Source organism: Ochrobactrum vermis (assembly GCF_002975205.1).
Classification (GTDB): domain Bacteria; phylum Pseudomonadota; class Alphaproteobacteria; order Rhizobiales; family Rhizobiaceae; genus Brucella; species Brucella vermis.
In genome coordinates, this window is sequence record NZ_PCOC01000002.1 from 785,619 (window position 1) to 803,656 (window position 18,038).

Here is an 18,038-nt window from a genome sequence, read left to right on the forward strand (position 1 = left end):
ATACGGCTCTCTATTCAAGCTTGGCCCATGGCCATAGCAACGTCATGATAATGCGACGTGACGGTGCTGCGGTCTTCAATCCGGAAGATGTATGGATTTACCTCGGGATTGCGCCACCGGAATTGCGCTTTCGGGCTTGAGACAAGCCGTTCCAATGCTTTTCCGATAGGATCACCGCGTTCATTGCGACCAAACACGAGCCAGGTTTTCGCCTTGCCCGGTTCCGGGACCCTGAACCATTTTCGCATCAAGGGTTTGATGCGAGATCGGTACTTATGTCCCAGCCAGTGCGCCATTTTCCAGAACACGACATGGTCGATGCGCCGGAAGACATACGCCGTGAAGTCGGTGAACTTGTAGAACGCCGCCCATCCCACCAACTGGCGGTTTAGGCTGGCGATCATGTCGACCGTGCTGACACTATGATTGCCGGAAAGAGTTTCCGTGAGTTTGCGAACAAACCCCTTGGCCTTTTCCTTGGGTATCGTCGTAACGATGGACATCCGTCCATGCGCCCCTCGCTTGCGGATAATCCGGTGCCCCAGAAAGACGAAGCCGTCATTGACGTGGGTGATATGGCTCTTCTCCATATTCATCGTCAGCTTAAGCCTGTCTTCCAGAAACGCCCGGCATTCCTCGCGGATTTCCTCCGCCTGAGCCTTGGTTCCTTTTACGATCACGACAAAGTCGTCAGCGTATCGGCAATAGGCAACAGCCGGTTTCCATTGCCGGTTCTCTCGAACCGTAATGGGCCTGCCTTGCTGGATGCCGAAGTTCCATGCCCAGCGATCCTTGCGGGCCTTGTCACTCAGGTATTTCGCCTCCAACCACACATCAAATTCATGGAGCATGATGTTGGACAGCAGCGGCGATAAAACGCCGCCTTGCGGAACGCCTTCGCTTGAAGCCGTAAACAGGCCACGATCAATGTGACCTGCCTTCAGAAACCGCCAGAGAAGATCAACAAACCGTCCGTCCTGTACCCGACGCCGCACACATTGAAGAAGCAGTCGATGATGAACCGTGTCGAAGTAACTTGCCAGATCACCTTCAATGATCGAGCGGCCTTTCGTTCCACCACCATCCTGTAACTGTATTCTCACTGTGCGAACGGCATGATGCACACTCCGTTCTGGCCGGAAGCCATAGGATAGACGATGGAAATCGCTTTCCCAGATTGGCTCCATGGCCATCAGCATGGCGCGTTGGACAATGCGGTCTGTCAGGGTCGGAATACCCAGTGGTCGTAGCTTGCCGTTTGATTTCGGGATATAGATGCGCTTCACCGGCTGGGGGCAGTAGGCACCCTTCAGCAGGCTTGTCCGCAGATTGTCCAGATGCTGATCCAAACCAGCCTGCATCCGTTGCTTATCTATTCCGTCGATACCCGGTGTTCGTGCGCCACTTGACGCCAGAACAATACGGGCGGCCTCGGCGAGCCACTCCCGATCGGCAATGAGCCGAAGAAGACGATCAAACCTTCTATTTGGATCGCTCTCGGCCCATGTTGCGAGCTTGTGCTGCATTTCGCTGATTATCATAGGTCTTCACCTCATTTGGTCAGGTAATTTGCACTTCAAGCAGTTTGAACTGTTCCCCTTCGCCATGTGACAGGCTTTCCCTGCCGCGGACTACTACGAGAACTCCGCCAGCATGATGGACATCAGGGTCAACTCCCTTGCAATGCAGAACATCGTTGTCATTCCATCATGCCTTCCCTCGTTCATATGCTGGACGTCTTCATATTGGTGAGGCTGCCGGTCGCAGTCTTTTCCCTTGCTTTCCGCAAGTCGATGCCGATGCCATGGTCTGGCTGCATTCTCCCCATGACCCCATGTGAGCAAGCTACATATATGATCACATTCGGATGACGCTGACATACGTCTCCAGCAACATCATCAGCATTCCGCCTGTTAAGCCGCGTAGGCGAAGGCGACATTTCAGCCCTCAGATGCGGGTTAACCGGTTCGTGTTCCTCAACCTTCCAATACTTCAGCCTCGGGAACCATCTCGGCGTAACGGCTTCGCCTCAATTCCCTTTACCTGCGGGCTACGTCACCCTGCCAGTTGACGACAGGTCACCGCCGCTTGGGCTCACGCCCCCTTACAGCAGAGGGCAGGCAAATCTTCAATTCCTCCTTTCTCCTTTGCATTCCAGTCATATACCTCCCCAATTGGGGCGAGGCGCACCTATATGAAATGTCGGCACCCCATTTCTGATTAGGGCCCGTTGCGGCGAAATCCTGCGCAATTATGTTGGGTGCGACCGGAAAAGCATGATGGCTGTCCGTGGTCTTTTTGAAACGGCGCTTCTGGCGTGCATGCATTGCGTTCTCCCGCATCAGGCGGGCAATTCGCCGACGGCCAACATCAAAACCTTGATCCAGCAATTCCCGCGTCATGCGCGGGCTGCCATAGGTTTCATTCGAGAGAGACCAAGCCGTGCGCATATGTGCCAGCATCACCAGATCATCGCGCTGGCGACGACTGGCTGCTCGATCTTTCCATGAAAAATAACCGCTTTGGCTAACGCCCATGACATGGCAAAGACGAGATGCGGGGAATTCTTTCTTCGCCTGATCGATGAAACGAAATCTCATCGACTTCCCTCCTTGGCGAAAAAAGCTGTTGCACGCTTTAGTATCTCGCGTTCCTGCCGCAATATCTCATTCTCTCGACGAAGGCGTTTAAGCTCAGCCGCCATATCTTCGTTCGCAGCAACCAGTTCAGGATCATCAATGGCTGCATCCCGATTGCGGGAAATCCACCGTGTTAGCGTCGACAGTCCCACGCCAAGGTCCTCAGCAACTTCACGCCGGGTCCGACCACTCGTCTCGGCCAGACGAACAGCCTCACGTTCAAATTCTTTCGTAAAGGGCACTCGCTTCGTCATAAAGGTTTCCTTTCAACTCATGAAAACCTCTCCACTTTTCCGAAGCAAGTCCAGCTATTCCCTTGGTCGCTAAAAAAGAAACCCCGCAGCGTTATCGCGCGGGGTTGGAAGTCATATGTCATCGGCAATCAAAATTTTATGCAGAACTTCGCACTTGTAAAGTCCTAACTTAGTCTTGCGGAGAAGACGGTCGATGCGCCGCATGTGTCGTCGGAGCGTGCAGAATGTGGATATCAGACGCATTGTTCGAAATCGTCACGCGACGGTTTAAACAGTGACCGCTCAAAAGAACGGTGATCGTTGCACGGCGATTGTAAGGAGTATGGCGGTTGGCAAGGCAATCGACATGCCAGCCAACGCGGTCGATGATGCTGTTCGAAGCGATTTGCTCAAATTTGCGGATGTCATTTTTGGCCTCCTTTGAGCAAATAAAAACACATCGTGCCGGGTTCAGTAAACCCGTTGAGCGTTACTAGAAGAGTTCCCACTGGCCGCGATTGCTGCAAAAAATCCCCGCAGCGAGGAACACGCGGGGCTAGAGGGAAGGTCTCAAATGCCTACAATCAAAATTCTATTCAGACGAGAGAGAAAGTGAAACCCCAACCCCATTTTCGCAACCGTGGAGAGGGTCCTCATAAACGAAAGACAGAGGTGACACTTTTTGACCATATGATAAAAGTTACGCCCAAATGGGAGGGGCGAATGAATAAAAAGAAGGTCATCGAAGCGCGGCGTGTGTGGGCCATACAATGGATCGAACAATTGTCCGTGCCGAAGTTTCTAGTATTGATTGTGGTTTGCAGCGCAGGCACTGGTGTTATTCTGAGCCAGTTGATTTGAAAGCGCTGAACGTAACGCACAATATCCGGCCAATATAAAGTAAAGCCCCGACGCTCCCTCCAGAGCCGGGGCCGCGCTTGGCAAATAAGGTGCAAGTCCTTGCTTCGCGCTATATCCGCTGAGCTTCGTACAGGACTTAACGGATACTCCAGTTGGCTTGACAAAATCGGATGTCGTTCTCATAGCCATAACCTCTCCCGCGCAAAAAGGCCCTGCCTCGGGGCGAGCAAGGCAGGGCTGCGTCAGCGATGGCTCTGGTGCTAGGTGAGGTGCGCTGACGCGAAGTTGTTGTTCTTGCGGCCGTTAAACTCTCAACGGCGGAATTTGTTCCAAGTTATGCAAACGGGTCATTTTCATCGAGAACAGGGTAGCTGGCCAGCGCCGAGCCATTGTTGTTTGTCGTTGGAAATGACTGGATGTCCTGGCGCTTTTGATATTTCTGATGCGCCAAACGAGCGGCTAAAGCGTGTCGCGTCTAAGCGGATTCAGAGTTTCGCTTTTGTGTGATCTATGATTCACTTTGCCCATGGAAGGAGACGCGCCATGGGCAAGCCGCATCCGATCGAGTTGCGTGAGCGTGTCGTTGCGTTTGTGAATGAAGGCAATAGTAACCGGGAAACCGCGCGGCATTTCCGCGTTTCGCCTCGGTTCGTCAACAACATGATGATCCTGCACCGGTCATCTGGTTCTCTTGCCGCTGCTAAACAAGGCCATCCGCCCGGCAGCAAACTATCAGCCCATTGTGAATGGATCAGTGAGCGCGTGGCGGCCCAGGGTGAAGTGACCTTGGATGAATTGTGTGTCGAACTCGCAGAGCGTGGTATTGAAGTGCACCGTGCGACAGTTGGTCGGTTTCTGCACGGGCTTGGGCTGAGCAATAAAAAAAAGCCTCAAGGCAAGCGAACAGCGCAGGCCGCAGATCGCCAGGGCGCGTGATCTATGGATCAATCGCCGAAAGCCATTTTTCAACAAAGCCTTGTCGCGGCTCGTTTTTATCGATGAGACTTCAACAAACACGCGCCTGACAAAACGCACCGGATGGTCGGCCAGAGGCAGCCGTTTTGTCGGCTATGCTCCGTTCGGTCACTGGAAAACCCAGACCTTCATTGCTGGCCTGCGATGCCACGGCCTGACCGCGCCATGGATCGTCAATGCACCAATGAACAGCCGCATCTTCGAAACATGGATCGAAACACAGCTTGCGCCGACACTCTCGCCCGGCGACATCGTCATCCTCGACAATGTCGGCTTCCATAAAAGCGAGCGAGCCGACCTCTTAGTCAAGGCTAAAGGCGCCTGGCTGCTTTTCTTGCCACCTTACTCGCCAGACCTGAACCCCATCGAAATGGCTTTCTCAAAGCTCAAGGCACTTCTACGAAAGCGAGCAGCTCGTAACTTCGATGCCATCACGAAAGCCCTCGGCGATATCATTAGCCTATTCTCCGTTCATGAATGCAGAAACTTCTTCAAAGCTGCGGGTTATGAGGTTGAATAGATGCGACACGCTTTAACTCGCAGATATATGATTGCTCCCTCAGCCCACTCTCGTACAGCATGATGATACTGGATGCTAATTCTGACGGAGAATAATTGCGATCGCTCTCTTCGAGCATTATTGCTGCATTACTAAAGCAGCGCCGCATAAAATTCACTTCCAATGGACTGAAAATGCGGCTCGCTTTGTTAAAAAGCGGCATAGTTGCCTCCCTCCAGTTGACACCAGAGCAACGCCCCACAACTATAAATGCATAGGAAATTTATGCCGGATGACGACAGCCGAATCAATAAAAAAGTCCTCGCCCATCATGTTTTGACTGGCGAGGTAACGTCTGCCGAAGCGAGCCATGCCGTTGCAGACGCTGCTTTCCTACTTGCAGAAATACAGATTGTTCCCCAAAAACGCCCCGCCTTCATAGATAAGGCAAGCTGTATTTGTACGTTGGCATCGACCGCACCTCGAAGTTCGCCTTGACCTGCCACTGAACTTTCATCCAACGGCCATTAGAGCCTCGGCGGTTTTGAATACGCCAATTGGCGTGTTGGTAGCAACCGGCGGAAACGCCAAGCTTTCATATTGCGCAGCGTTGGAGCCGGTTGCGGCGATAATTCCGGCGTAGCATGCCGGTGTCTGATAACCGAGCGATGAGTGTGGCCGGAAATGATTATAATCCTCTGCCCATTCAGCGATGGCGCTTCGGGCATGTTCGAGGCCGAAGAACAGGCTTTCGTTGAGCAGTTCGTCACGCATTCGTCCGTTGAAGCTCTCGACATAGCCGTTTTGCATGGGCTTTCCCGGCGCGATGTAATGCCACTCGACCTTGTGATCCTTCGACCAGGCCAGAATGGCATTCGAGGTGAGTTCCGTGCCGTTATCGGAGACAATCATCCCGGGCTTGCCGCGTCGTTCGATCAGCGTCGTCAGCTCCCGTGCGACACGGCGGCCGGAGATTGAGGTGTCCGGGATTGCTGCCAGGCATTCACGGGTCACATCATCAACGATATTGAGGACCCGGAACCGTCTCCCGCATGCAAACTGGTCGTGCACGAAATCGAGAGACCAACGGGCATTTGCCTTCGCCTCGACCAGGATCGGCGCACGCGTGCCGACGGCCCTTCGTCGAGCCTTCCGCTTGCGAACCGAAAGCCCTTCCTCGCGATACAGCCGATAGATGCGGTTGACGCCGGATGGCTCTCCGTCCCGCCTGAGCAGGACGAACAGCCGTCGGTAGCCGAAGCGCCGTCGCTCGTTGGCGAGATCGCGCAACTTTGCTCGCAATTCGACCTCCGGCGGTCGGCAGGACCGATAGCGGATCATCTTGCGATCAGCCGACACAATCTGGCAGGCCCGCCGCTCCGACAGACCCATGACGGCCTTCAGATGCATGACAGCTTCACGCTTGGCGGCAGGCCCTACCATTTTTTTGCGAGGAGCTCGCGGAGTGCGGCGGCATCGAGCATCTGCTCGGCCAACAGCTTCTTAAGCTTGGCGTTCTCTTCTTCGAGTGCCTTCAGGCGCTTCGCCTCTGACACCTCCATACCGCCGTATTTGGCTTTCCAGTTATAAAATGTTGCGTCCGAAATCCCATACTTGCGGCAAAGGTCGGCCACCTTCATGCCTGCCTCCTGCTCCTTCAGCACCGCAATAATCTGCTCTTCTGTAAATCGCTGCTTTTTCATTCGTCCGTCCTTTATTGGGCCGGACTCTAATCCATTCTGGAGGAAATTCTCAGTGGCAGGTCAGCCTTCACGCAACTCACCGACAAGGCCAACACGGTGACCGCACGAGCCTTCCTTGATGCGCTGGTAGCCGCTGTTCCCTACCGCATCGAGATCGTGTTGACCGACAATGGCATTCAGTCCGCGGACCTGCCAAAGAACCGTTCAGGGCCGACAGCCATGTGGCGCGGGCATCCGTTCGATCGTGCCTACCAAGCCCACGGCATCGAACACCGGCTGACGAAGCCCAAGCATCCATGGACCAACGGACAAGTCGAGCTGATGAACCGTACGATCAAGGAGGCGACGGTCAAACGCTACCATTACGATTACTACGAGCAACTCCGAACTCATCTCGCAAGCTTCGTCGCCGCCTACAACTTTGGCCGCCGCCTCAAGACACTGAAGGGGCTTACACCCTACGAGTTCATCTGCAAACAGTGGACAAAAGAGCGCGAACGATTCATTATCGATCCGATCCACCAAATGCTGGGACTAAACAGCTATTACAGCGCGATTGTGTTCTTCATCGGATGCACGCCGATCCAAGAGATTATCGAGGCGCAGATAATGGCGAAAAGCATCTGCGAAACGCTGTATGGCCCAACTCCGACAGGTGCAGCATGAACAACAATCTTTCCTGCGATATTGCAGAAGTCAGAGCGATAGCCGAGCGCTTGTCTCGATCGACCAGAACGACAGCGAGCTCTACAGCCGTGCAGGGCCGTTCTTGATCCACATATTGGCTGATAATGCCTGTGAGCTGGACAAAAAGCATGATGCGCTCGAGAAAAAGATTATCGAGCTTCGGCGCAACCAGCGCTCGTCCTGACAATTTTGCCCGCGCACCAGTGGAAGGCCGGAACACGATCATCCCCAGCGCGCTCCGGCCAGCAGTTCATATCGCCGCCCTTATGCCCGGCGATATGTCCACGAGTGGTTCTCACTAAACTAATGGTCCCACGGCGGCTCAACACATTAACACGATATACGAGCAATGTATCGCTAATAAACAATCATATCTTGTGGAGGTTGTAGTTGCGAAAGATGATGGTTCCCGACCGCATCGCGCGCCGGGGGTACGCGTTGCCTGAGAACGCGATGCGGCGGTACCTGCCGCAATCGGCAGGCCCACTGTACATGTGGGGATGTGGAAACCAATCGACAATCAGAATTGCGGTGGGACGTCACGATTATGGTTCGCAGTCGTTGCGACCTTCCTAGCACTTCCCCTGGCGGCTTGCCGCAAGCTGTCAGGGGATACCGGAAGCCCGGCACAGGTTCAGACGTCGCGGCGATTGGATCAATGAACGCATAGCCGTGAGAACATAGTTACATATCGCCACCGCTCATTTTGGTGCAGTGCGTTTCAATGACCGGTGGCGATTTACACCGTTCGGATTGAAAGGCGCCGCAGGATCATTTTTATATGTTGTTGACTCTATTAACAAAACTGGTGCCGCTTAGGTGACTCGAACACCTGACCCCATCATTACGAATGATGTGCTCTACCAACTGAGCTAAAGCGGCCCGGAACATTGCGTTCCAAATTCCCGAGGGAAGCCAACCATTTCTGACTGGACGGTGCGCTGATAACCAAAAGCATGGAGGAAAGCAAGGCCCAAATCAAACAATATGTGTGTTTGTTCAAAGGTTTTGCGTCATGCGTGACGCGAAAGCCTGACAGTGTGGAAGCCGGTCGGTTTTGCGAGATGGAAGTGATGGTAATCTCGTCGGGCATATGGGGTGCCGATACCGCGCCAGCCGTCGAAGCTGGCGCGGTGTCATGGAAGTCAGAGAATTACGCGCCCGCGCATAGATGCTGGCGAGCCTCCTTGTATTCACGCTCGAGGCGGTCGATCAGTTGCCCGGCAGGAGCCACTTCGCGGATGGCGCCGATGCCCTGACCGCAGCCCCAGATATCCTTCCAGGCCTTGGCGCCGTCCTGCTGCGCCTTGTCGAAGTCCATCTTGGAAGGATCAGCCTCCGGAAGGTTGTCTGGATCGAGGCCCGAATTGGCGATGGACGGCTTCAGGTAGTTGCCTCCAATGCCTGTAAAATAGTTGGAATAGACGATGTCGGATGAATTCGATTCGACGATCATCTGTTTATAGGCATCTGTTGCACGCGCTTCTGTTGTGGCGATGAAGGGGGAACCGATATAAGCGAGATCTGCACCCATGGCCTGCGCTGCAAGGATCGAGCCGCCATTGGCGATGGCGCCGGAAAGGAGCAGGGGGCCGTCGAACCAGGAGCGAATTTCCTGCACAAGTGCGAAGGGCGATAGCGCGCCTGCATGGCCGCCCGCACCGGCAGCAACTGCGATGAGGCCGTCCGCACCCTTGCGGATTGCCGAATTGGCGTGGCGGTTGTTGATGACGTCATGAAGGACGATACCACCATAGGAATGGATGGCGGCATTCACTTCTGGTACCGCGCCGAGCGAGGAAATGACAATCGGAACCTTATACTTCACACAAAGGCCGAGATCGTGCTCAAGGCGCTTGTTGGAACGGTGCACGATCTGGTTGACCGCGAATGGCGCGGATGGCCGATCGGGATTAGCCTTGTCGTAAGCCGAAAGCCCTTCCGTAATCTCTGCCAGCCATTCGTCGAGCTGCGCTTCAGGACGGGCATTAAGTGCAGGAAAAGAACCGACGACACCTGCCTTGCACTGCGCCATCACAAGGGCTGGATGCGAAATGATGAATAGGGGAGCACCAACCACCGGGATGCGCAGTCTGCTTTTCAGAATATCCGGCAAGGCCATCTTCAACCGTCCTCCTTGATTGACGTTTCCGTAAACGTAATATTTCTAGCAGCTCTTTGTCCAACGGCAATATCAAAAGAGTGCGAGCCTGTCTGTTGATAGGCTTGTCTCCTCTGTCGTTGAAAACCTTGACAGGGCGTGTCGAATGCCAGCCGATTTGCATATTTTGGAAACATAGGCGCTGCTTCTGCCGGAAATGCCCAATGGGAGGGAATCGCCAGCACACTTCTGGATGTCTTGGTCACCCGCAATGGGTGCATTTTGATCCTGTAACGCTGTACGGATGGGGGAAAACCGCATTCAGAGTTAATATTCGGTGTTCCGACATGCTTATCGGCTAGTCAAAGCGGGTGATGAACAGGTAAATGCCTTGATTCAGACGTTAATTTCGCTGAGGCTTATAAAATAGTCTGCATCGGGTACCGCTTGCTCCTGTTAGGGGCGTGACTAGCATGGCGGGAAAAACGAACAAGGGAAGAGCAGCCTTTGGAAAGTATTGAGCGCGCGATCAGGAATGCATTTGCCAAGGCAGATGCGCATAATCCGGCGACCCGCCAGCGAATCTATGAATCCGCCTGGGGTGCGCACGAGCGCGCTCTTGCGACGAACACCGCGCTCAGCGATGCGCAAAAGGAAGAGCGTCGTCAGAAACTGAAGGACGCAATCTCTCGTATTGAACAGGAATTCAAGACCGGCAGCGGCGCGGAAGATCGCCGTGAGCCGTCGCTCGACGCCTCACACCGGGAAGACCCGGTGCTTGGTGGCAGGGCGGAAGAAGCCTCGCCCGCACTCGATACCAGCGATATTCGCTCTAACTCGCGGCAGAAGAAGCGCAGCAATGCCGACCTTGGTTATGAGGGTGGCGTGTCTCGCAAGGACCGGAGGAAAAAGAAACGCCATTCACCTTTCTACAGTTATGGCATTCCGGCGCTCGTGCTCGCTGTTGCTGCTTTCATCGGTTACTCGCTCTATAACAGCTTTATTGATCTGAGCCGGGGACCGGCAAACAACCCCTTGTACGGCGATGGCAATATTGCGCCTTTGAAAGAAGGTGAGGAGCCTGGCGGGCTGAAATGGATCACGATCTTCCAGCCATCCGAGGCAACCCGCATGTCCGTGAAAGGACGTGCAACAGCCGAAATCAGGCAGGAAGGCACGCGCAGTTTCGCGCGTATTCAGTCTTCGGGGGCTGAGGATACGGTTACATTCGATGTCGGTGAAGGCATCTTGAACCAGTTGGAAGGCAAGAAGGCGACCTTCGACATCGTGGCACGTGCCGACGATGGCAAGATGACCCAGATGTCAGTCAATTGCGATTTCGGCAGTCTTGGCGACTGCGGACGCAGGCGCTACGACGTGCGCGATTCCATTAGCGACTTCCTTTTTGATATGGCTGTTCCGTCCGGTCAGAAGGCAGGGCGTGCAGGCACCATCACGGTCAATTCCGATCTCAGCGGTTCCGGCAAACCGGTCAACATCTATGAGATTCGCGTTTCGACGGCGGCTGAATAATCAGGTCAGCAGCTTTTCCAAAGTTTCAAGCCGATCCGCTTCGCGGGGCGGTTTGTCCCACCGAAGCCGCGAGAAACGCGGAAAGCGCATAGCGACACCCGATTTGTGACGCGTGGAGCGGTTGAGGCCTTCGAAAGCGACTTCTACCACCAGCCCATGATCGGGCTCGGCGCGGACGGACCGAACCGGCCCGAAGCGCTCGGTGGTATTCTCGCGCACAAACTTGTCCAGCAATTTCAGTTCTTCGTCCGTAAAGCCGAAATAGGCTTTGCCGACCGGCACCAGTACCGGTTGATCCTCCGGCCCCGTCCAGACGGCAAAGGTGAAATCGGAATAATAGCTGGACCGCTTGCCATGCCCGCGCTGGGCATAGACGATCACGGCATCGACGGTGAAGGGATCGCGCTTCCATTTGAACCAGGGGCCCTTGGGCCGGCCGGGAAGGTAAGTGCTGTCGTGGCGTTTCAACATAACGCCTTCGACGACGGGATGTGGCGGATTGGAGCGAAACTCCGCCAGTTCCTGAAAATCGCCAAAGGGCAAGACGGGCGATAGATCGAAGCGGCGCGGATCGAGCCTGCCGATGAAATCTTGCAGGCGGGCGCGGCGCTCGGAAAAAGGCCGCGCGCGCAAATCGGCACCGGTCTGCTGGTTCCCTTCCTGCAACAGGTCATAGGCCCGCACGAAAGCCGGATAGTCGCGTAACTGCTTTACGCTCACGGTCTTGCGGTTCAGCCTTTGCTGGAGATCGGAAAACGTGGCTGTTTCGATGCCGGTTTCGCCGTTATGACTGACGAGCAGTTCGCCGTCGATTGCGCCTTCGAAATCCATAGCTTCCAGAATATCCGGGAATGCGCCGGAAATATCGTCACCAGTGCGCGAATAGAGGCGACGCACGCCGTTTTCCGAAACGGCCTGGACCCGAATACCGTCCCACTTCCATTCTGCACTGTAGGCAGACGCATCGAGCGAGGAGATTTCGGCTTCATCGAGGGCAGTTGCCAGCATGACGGGGCGAAACGGTGCAGCTGCGGTGGCAGCAGGTTTTTCACCACGGCCTTCCAGCCAGGCGAAAAGCGCTTCATAGGGCGGCGACTGGCCGTGCCAGAGTTCCTCGATTTCTACAATGTCGGCGCCGCCGAAATCGGCAAGTGCCTGTTTGGCCAGACGGGCTGAAACCCCCACGCGCAAACCGCCGGTGACGAGTTTCAACAGCGCGTAACGTTCAGAAATGCCGAGTAGATCGAGCCATCCGGCCACGAGCATCGGGCCTTCGCGGCGCGATGCGTTCTGCAATTCGTGCATCACGATCCCAAGTGGCAGATTTGCCCCCGGAGTTGTTTCGCTTGGGCTGGGCCAGATGAGTGAAATTGTTTCGGCAAGATCACCGACATAGTCGTAGGAATAGGCAAATAATGTCGGATCGGTCCGCTCGGTTATCAGCGCCCGCAGCATGGCGGGCTTCACACTTTGCAGTTCGAGATCGCGTGTGATTGCCGCAAGTGCCAGACCGCGATCCGGGTCGGGCGTGGCGCGGAAATAGTCGATGAGCAGCCGAAGCTTGCCGTTGCGCTGCGGGGTCAGAACCAGCCGGTCAAGAAGTTCAGCGAAAGCACGCATCAATCGCCCTCGTCTTCATAGCCGACAAGATGCAGCGGCTTTGCCAGTATGTTCTGCAGCTCGCACCAGCGAACAAGCGCTTCCTCGCGTCCATGGGTAACCCACACTTCGGCGGGTGCGATTTCTGTTATGGTCGCCGTCAGCTCATCCCAGTCGCAATGGTCGGAAATGATGAGCGGCAGCTCCACGCCCTGTTGTTTGGCGCGCTGGCGGATACGCATCCAGCCGGAGGCGAAGGCTGATATGGGATCGGGAAAACGCTGCGCCCAGCGGTCGGAAAAGGCCGATGGCGGACCGACGATGATCTTGCCTGCAAAATCCGGCTCTGCTTCGCCGCGCTCAAGGGTCGCTGGTTCAAGGGGACCGAGATTGATACCTTGCGACTGGTAATAATCGCAGATCTTTTCCAGCGCAACATGAATGTAAATCGGTTCTGAGTAGCCTGCATTGCGTATGAGTTTGATGACCCGTTGTGCCTTGCCCAGTGAATAGGCGCCGACAAGATGCGCGCGTTCGGGAAACTGTCGGGTTGATTTGAGAAGCGCCGCGATTTCGTGTGACGCATCGGGGTGACGAAATACCGGTAGCGCAAAGGTTGCTTCGGTTATGAAGACATCACACGCGACAGGTTCAAAGGGCGCGCAGGTCGGATCGGTTGCGCGCTTGTAATCGCCGGAAGCGACAATGCGGGTTCCGTCCTTCTCCACTGCAATCTGGGCCGAGCCGAGTACGTGGCCTGCACCGTGAAAACTGACCCGTGTACCGTTGATCGTGAGGCTCTCGCCGAGGCCTATCGGTTGGGTGGTTTCGGCGAAATTTGCGCCGTAGCGCAGCGCCATAATGTCGAGCGTTTCGCGTGTTGCCAGTACATGGGTGTGGCCAGAGCGGGCATGATCGGAATGCCCGTGGGTGATGAGCGCGCGTTCCACCGGGCGCACGGGGTCGATGTAGAAATCGCCGGGCGGGCAATAGAGGCCTTTGGGAGAGGAACAGAGAAGCTGATTGAAACGCATGGTTTCAAGATAGGTCATGAAGTTTGTGTCGAAAAGGGAGGGAACCCTTTGCTGCTGACAAAATGAGAACAAAAGTGAACAAACACCTTGGCGGCTTGCCTCGCTGCGATTAGATTGACGGCGTGACACTGAACCTGAAACCCGCCGCCGCATCTGCCGCTTTTCCTTTGCCGGACCGTTTTATTGAATGGTTTGCGGCCAAGGGCTGGTCGCCCCGCGCCCATCAGCTTGAACTACTGGCGCGCGCAGAAGAGGGACAGTCTACGCTTCTGATCGCGCCCACTGGCGCGGGTAAGACGCTGGCCGGATTTTTGCCGGCGCTGGTGGATCTGGAACGAAATGGCCGTAAGAAGCCGGGTATGGCGAAGCGTGGTGTGCATACGCTTTACATCTCGCCGCTGAAGGCGCTTGCGGTCGATATCCATCGCAACCTTACGGTGCCGGTCGAGGAAATGGGCCTCGATATCTCCATCGAGACCCGAACGGGTGATACGCCAGCGCACAAACGCCAGCGACAGAAGCTGGCGCCGCCGGATATTCTGCTGACGACACCGGAACAGCTTGCGCTGTTGATCGCTTCCAAAGGCGCCGAACAGTTCTTCAAGGGATTGCGCTATGTGGTGCTGGACGAATTGCATTCGCTGGTGATTTCCAAGCGCGGGCATTTGCTGGCGCTGGGGCTGGCGCGGCTGCGCCGCCTGCAACCGCAATTGCAGACCATCGGCCTTTCCGCCACGGTGGCGGAGCCCGAAGAACTGCGCCGCTGGCTGGTGGAACAGGACGGCACCGGGCCCATGGCCGGTCTTGTGACAGTCGACGGCGGCGCCAAGCCGGAAATCACCATTCTCGATTCCGATGAGCGGGTGCCATGGTCAGGCCACTCCTCGCGCTATGCAATACCCGATATCTATGAGGCGATCCGCCAGCACCGCACGACGCTCTTGTTCGTCAATACGCGCAGCCAGGCGGAGATGCTGTTTCAGGAACTCTGGCGGGTCAATGAGGACACACTACCGATTGCGCTGCATCATGGTTCGCTCGATGCCAGCCAGCGCCGCAAGGTCGAGCAGGCCATGGCTGCCAACACGTTGCGAGCGGTGGTGGCGACGTCAACGCTCGATCTGGGGATCGACTGGGGCGATGTCGATCTGGTCATTCATGTCGGTGCACCGAAGGGCGCCAGCCGTCTTGCCCAACGTATAGGCCGCGCCAATCACCGCATGGATGAACCGAGCCGGGCTATTCTTGTGCCCGCCAATCGCTTTGAGGTGATGGAGTGTCGTGCCGCACTCGACGCCAATTATCTGGGCGCGCAGGATACGCCGCCTTTGATCGACGGAGCGCTGGATGTGCTGGCGCAACACGTGCTTGGCATGGCCTGTGCCGAGCCGTTCAATGCCGATCAGCTTTATCGTGAGGTGCAGAGTGCGGCACCTTATTCGAACCTCCCGCGCGAAACGTTCGACCGCATTCTGAATTTCGTGGCGACCGGCGGTTACGCGCTCAAGACCTATGAGCGGTTTGCGAAAATCCGCAAGACCGTGGACGGCGCTTGGCGGGTCTCCAATCCGCGTATCGCACAGCAATATAGGCTCAACATTGGCACAATAGTCGAGGCGCCAGAGCTGAATGTGCGGCTCACACGCGGCGGCAAGGGTGGAAATGCGCGCGGTGGACGTGTTCTTGGTCGCATCGAGGAGTATTTCCTCGAGACGCTGACGGCTGGTGACACGTTCCTGTTTGCCGGAAAGGTGCTGCGGTTCGAAGGTATTCGTGAGAACGAATGCATTGCCTCCAATGCTGCGGGACAGGACGCAAAAATCCCTGTCTATGCTGGCGGCAAGTTTCCGCTTTCCACCTATCTCGCAGCGCAGGTGCGCGCCATGCTCGCCGACCGCACACGCTGGCAGTTTTTGCCGGAACAGGTGCGGGAATGGCTGGAAATACAGCAGTGGAAATCCGTACTGCCTGCAACGGACGAGCTGTTGATCGAAACCTTTCCGCGCGGCAATCGCTTCTACATGGTCGCCTATCCGTTTGAAGGCAGGCTGGCGCACCAGACGCTCGGCATGTTGCTGACACGTCGTCTGGAACGCATGGGCGCGCATCCGCTTGGCTTTGTCGCTACCGATTATTCGCTGGGGCTCTGGGGCCTCAAGGATATGGGCACGATGATCGGCACGGGAAAACTCAATCTCACCCGGCTGTTCGACGAGGATATGCTGGGGGACGATCTCGAAGCATGGCTCGATGAAAGCTACCTTTTGAAACGCACTTTCCGCAATTGCGCGGTGATTTCAGGGCTTATCGAGCGCCGTCATCCGGGGCAGGAGAAAACAGGCCGTCAGGTTACGGTTTCCACCGATCTCATCTATGACGTACTGCGGACCCACGAGCCGGACCACATATTACTGCAGGCGACGCGCGCGGATGCTGCGACCGGGCTTCTGGATATCAAGCGTCTCGGGGACATGCTGGCGCGTGTGAAAGGTCATCTGCTGCACAAGCCGCTCGACAAGATTTCACCGCTGGCGCTGCCTGTGATGCTCGAAATCGGACGCGAGCGAGTGGCAGGCGAGGGCGATGAAATGCTGCTTGAAGAGGCCGCGGACGATCTGATCAGAGAGGCTATGCAATGAAAACCGCGGTGTGGGGAAATGGCGAGGCCTACAGTCTGGCCCATGCCGAAGTGCGTGGCGTGGCCGCTGTGTGCGACCCATCGGGCGCGCTGTTCCTGCCCGACCTGCATATGCTGATCGTTTCCGACCTGCATCTGGAAAAAGGCTCATCCTTTGCCAGGCGGGGTCAGCTCATCCCGCCCTATGACACCGCAGCAACGCTCGACATGCTGGCGCTGGCAATCGCGCGCTATCAGCCGCGAACTGTCATCAGCCTCGGGGACAGTTTTCACGATGCGACGGCTAGCGAGCGCTTGCCGTCACTTTATGCCATCCGGCTGAAATCGCTGATGGAGCATCGCGACTGGTTCTGGATCACCGGCAATCACGATCCGGATCGCCCGGTAGACCTGCCGGGCGATTGTGTTGAAGAACTGGCAGTCGGGCCGCTTACTTTCCGGCATGAACCATCGCGTAAAGCCGGGCAGGGTGAGATTGCCGGACATCTTCACCCGGCTGCCCGCATCGTGCGGCGCGGACGGTCGGTGCGTCGCCCTTGTTTTGTGAGCGACGGGGAAAGGCTCATCATGCCTGCTTTCGGAGCCTATACGGGTGCGCTGAATATTCTGGATCGCGCTTTCCGGGGCCTGTTCGCCGATGAGACCCTGCGTGCCTATATGCTCGGTCAGGGCAAGGTTTACCCGATTGCTCGTGGTGCGCTTTATGGTGGTTAATCTCGACGGAACAGAATGCGCCCAAACCAGCCGGTGAACACGGCAAGGAAAACGGCAAAAAGGCCGTAGAGAAAGCTGTTCTGGTGGGCGGCGTTGTAGATGCTCTGTTCGAAGCCTGCCTTGACGATTTCCAGACTGGCATTGGCTTCACGCAGAAAAACACCGTTGCGGAACAGGAGCGCTCGGGCCTTGTGGCGACCAACCGGCACGTTGGCGGGTAGTTTGAGCGTGGCGCGAAACAAGGTGCGGGAAATGAACTCCACACCCCCGATGCGCTGTGTATACAGGCCCTGCCGGATTTTCATCTCGCGCAGTTCGTTGCCGAATGCCGGGATATTGCCCGACAGGCTGCCGGGATCTTCGGGAACGAGATAGAAGTTGCGCACGCCCACCGAAAGCTGTCGGTAGATCTTCTCTTCGGCAATGTCCTGCAGATTGCGGGTGGAGGCCAGCGAATAGGAGAGTGGGACGCCCATGAAGGTTTCCGAATCCGCATTCACCCAGACACCGAGATAACGGTCCTTCTTGCGCACCACGAGGTCACGCGAAGGGCCTTGCAGCACGACGATGATGTCGTAGCGTCCCTGCCGCTGGATCATTGGATCGGCATTGTCGAGCGCACCGAATATGGTGAGATCCGTGCCGCCAAAATTCGATGTGATGGCGATGGTTTCGGTCGAAAGCCCGATTTCGATGGTTTCATCGGCGGGGTTTTGCAATTGCGGAACCGTGTTGCCGCTGCCGCTGGAATCGACCTGCGCAGCGGCGGTTTCCACCAACAGGAACATGAACAATGCGGAGGAGAGCGTGAGGCCCCGCATG

The 18,038-nt window shown here is 56.2% G+C and carries 12 protein-coding genes, 1 tRNA gene and 2 pseudogenes; 7 read left to right on the forward strand and 8 right to left on the reverse strand.

Annotated features, from left to right (window positions below; genetic code table 11):
• Nucleotides 1-14: 14 nt before the first annotated feature.
• Both ltrA and CQZ93_RS27025 read right to left on the reverse strand, forming a co-directional pair.
• Nucleotides 15-1,541: a group II intron reverse transcriptase/maturase gene (ltrA, locus tag CQZ93_RS17995; RefSeq protein WP_181153425.1), complete on the reverse strand. Its 1,527-nt coding sequence runs from the start codon at nucleotides 1,539-1,541 to the stop codon at nucleotides 15-17.
• A gap of 651 nt (nucleotides 1,542-2,192) precedes the next feature.
• Nucleotides 2,193-2,893, reverse strand: a pseudogene (locus CQZ93_RS27025) (IS3 family transposase); the annotation flags it as partial.
• Nucleotides 2,894-3,595: 702 nt separating this feature from the next.
• Here CQZ93_RS27025 and CQZ93_RS26700 point away from each other — a divergent pair.
• The 3 genes from CQZ93_RS26700 (at nucleotide 3,596) to CQZ93_RS27035 (ending at nucleotide 5,228) form a co-directional block, all read left to right on the forward strand.
• Nucleotides 3,596-3,733, forward strand: coding sequence for a hypothetical protein (locus CQZ93_RS26700; RefSeq protein WP_181153426.1), 138 nt, complete (start codon nucleotides 3,596-3,598; stop codon nucleotides 3,731-3,733).
• Nucleotides 3,734-4,276: 543 nt separating this feature from the next.
• Entirely contained in the window at nucleotides 4,277-4,669 is a 393-nt protein-coding gene (locus CQZ93_RS27030) for a helix-turn-helix domain-containing protein (protein ID WP_286154086.1), read from the forward strand.
• 40 nt (nucleotides 4,670-4,709) lie between these two features.
• Nucleotides 4,710-5,228, forward strand: a complete 519-nt coding sequence (locus CQZ93_RS27035) for an IS630 family transposase (RefSeq protein ID WP_286154087.1) — start codon at nucleotides 4,710-4,712, stop codon at nucleotides 5,226-5,228.
• Nucleotides 5,229-5,720: 492 nt separating this feature from the next.
• Here CQZ93_RS27035 and CQZ93_RS18015 read toward each other — a convergent pair.
• Nucleotides 5,721-6,910 (reverse strand): IS3 family transposase gene (locus CQZ93_RS18015; RefSeq protein WP_105543971.1). Its coding sequence is split into 2 segments (ribosomal slippage): nucleotides 5,721-6,658 and nucleotides 6,658-6,910, totalling 1,191 coding nucleotides; the frame shifts between segments, so codons are not numbered across the junction.
• Nucleotides 6,911-6,961: 51 nt separating this feature from the next.
• Here CQZ93_RS18015 and CQZ93_RS18020 point away from each other — a divergent pair.
• Nucleotides 6,962-7,453 (forward strand): annotated as a pseudogene (locus CQZ93_RS18020) (integrase core domain-containing protein); the annotation flags it as partial.
• Nucleotides 7,454-8,403: 950 nt separating this feature from the next.
• On the opposite strand, the gene CQZ93_RS18030 reads toward CQZ93_RS18020, so the two are convergent.
• Nucleotides 8,404-8,479 (reverse strand) — tRNA-Thr (locus CQZ93_RS18030).
• Nucleotides 8,480-8,750: 271 nt separating this feature from the next.
• Nucleotides 8,751-9,719 (reverse strand): NAD(P)H-dependent flavin oxidoreductase, encoded by a 969-nt coding sequence (locus CQZ93_RS18035; RefSeq protein ID WP_105543973.1) that lies wholly within the window; start codon nucleotides 9,717-9,719, stop codon nucleotides 8,751-8,753.
• A 486-nt stretch (nucleotides 9,720-10,205) separates the two neighbouring features.
• Between CQZ93_RS18035 and CQZ93_RS18040 the strand changes: the two genes are divergently transcribed.
• Nucleotides 10,206-11,231 carry a hypothetical protein gene (locus tag CQZ93_RS18040; protein ID WP_105543974.1) on the forward strand — a complete coding sequence of 342 codons (1,026 nt, stop codon included), beginning with the start codon at nucleotides 10,206-10,208 and terminating at the stop codon, nucleotides 11,229-11,231.
• On the opposite strand, the gene CQZ93_RS18045 is transcribed toward CQZ93_RS18040, so the two are convergent.
• Nucleotides 11,232-12,851 carry a cisplatin damage response ATP-dependent DNA ligase gene (locus CQZ93_RS18045; protein ID WP_105543975.1) on the reverse strand — a complete coding sequence of 540 codons (1,620 nt, stop codon included), beginning with the start codon at nucleotides 12,849-12,851 and terminating at the stop codon, nucleotides 11,232-11,234.
• The gene (locus CQZ93_RS18050; RefSeq protein WP_105543976.1) at nucleotides 12,851-13,864 is read right to left on the reverse strand and encodes a ligase-associated DNA damage response exonuclease; all 1,014 of its coding nucleotides are present in this window, start codon (nucleotides 13,862-13,864) and stop codon (nucleotides 12,851-12,853) included. The genes CQZ93_RS18045 and CQZ93_RS18050 overlap by 1 nt, the downstream gene beginning before the upstream one ends.
• Before the next feature lie 122 nt (nucleotides 13,865-13,986).
• Between CQZ93_RS18050 and CQZ93_RS18055 the strand changes: the two genes are divergently transcribed.
• Both CQZ93_RS18055 and pdeM read left to right on the forward strand, forming a co-directional pair.
• Nucleotides 13,987-16,503, forward strand: a complete 2,517-nt coding sequence (locus tag CQZ93_RS18055; RefSeq protein WP_105543977.1) for a ligase-associated DNA damage response DEXH box helicase — start codon at nucleotides 13,987-13,989, stop codon at nucleotides 16,501-16,503.
• Nucleotides 16,500-17,216 carry a ligase-associated DNA damage response endonuclease PdeM gene (gene pdeM / locus CQZ93_RS18060; protein ID WP_105543978.1) on the forward strand — a complete coding sequence of 239 codons (717 nt, stop codon included), beginning with the start codon at nucleotides 16,500-16,502 and terminating at the stop codon, nucleotides 17,214-17,216. Before CQZ93_RS18055 ends, pdeM begins: the two co-directional genes overlap by 4 nt.
• On the opposite strand, the gene CQZ93_RS18065 is transcribed toward pdeM, so the two are convergent.
• The gene (locus tag CQZ93_RS18065) at nucleotides 17,213-18,037 is read right to left on the reverse strand and encodes a TIGR02186 family protein (RefSeq protein WP_105543979.1); all 825 of its coding nucleotides are present in this window, start codon (nucleotides 18,035-18,037) and stop codon (nucleotides 17,213-17,215) included. The genes pdeM and CQZ93_RS18065 overlap by 4 nt on opposite strands.
• Nucleotide 18,038: the final 1 nt, after the last annotated feature.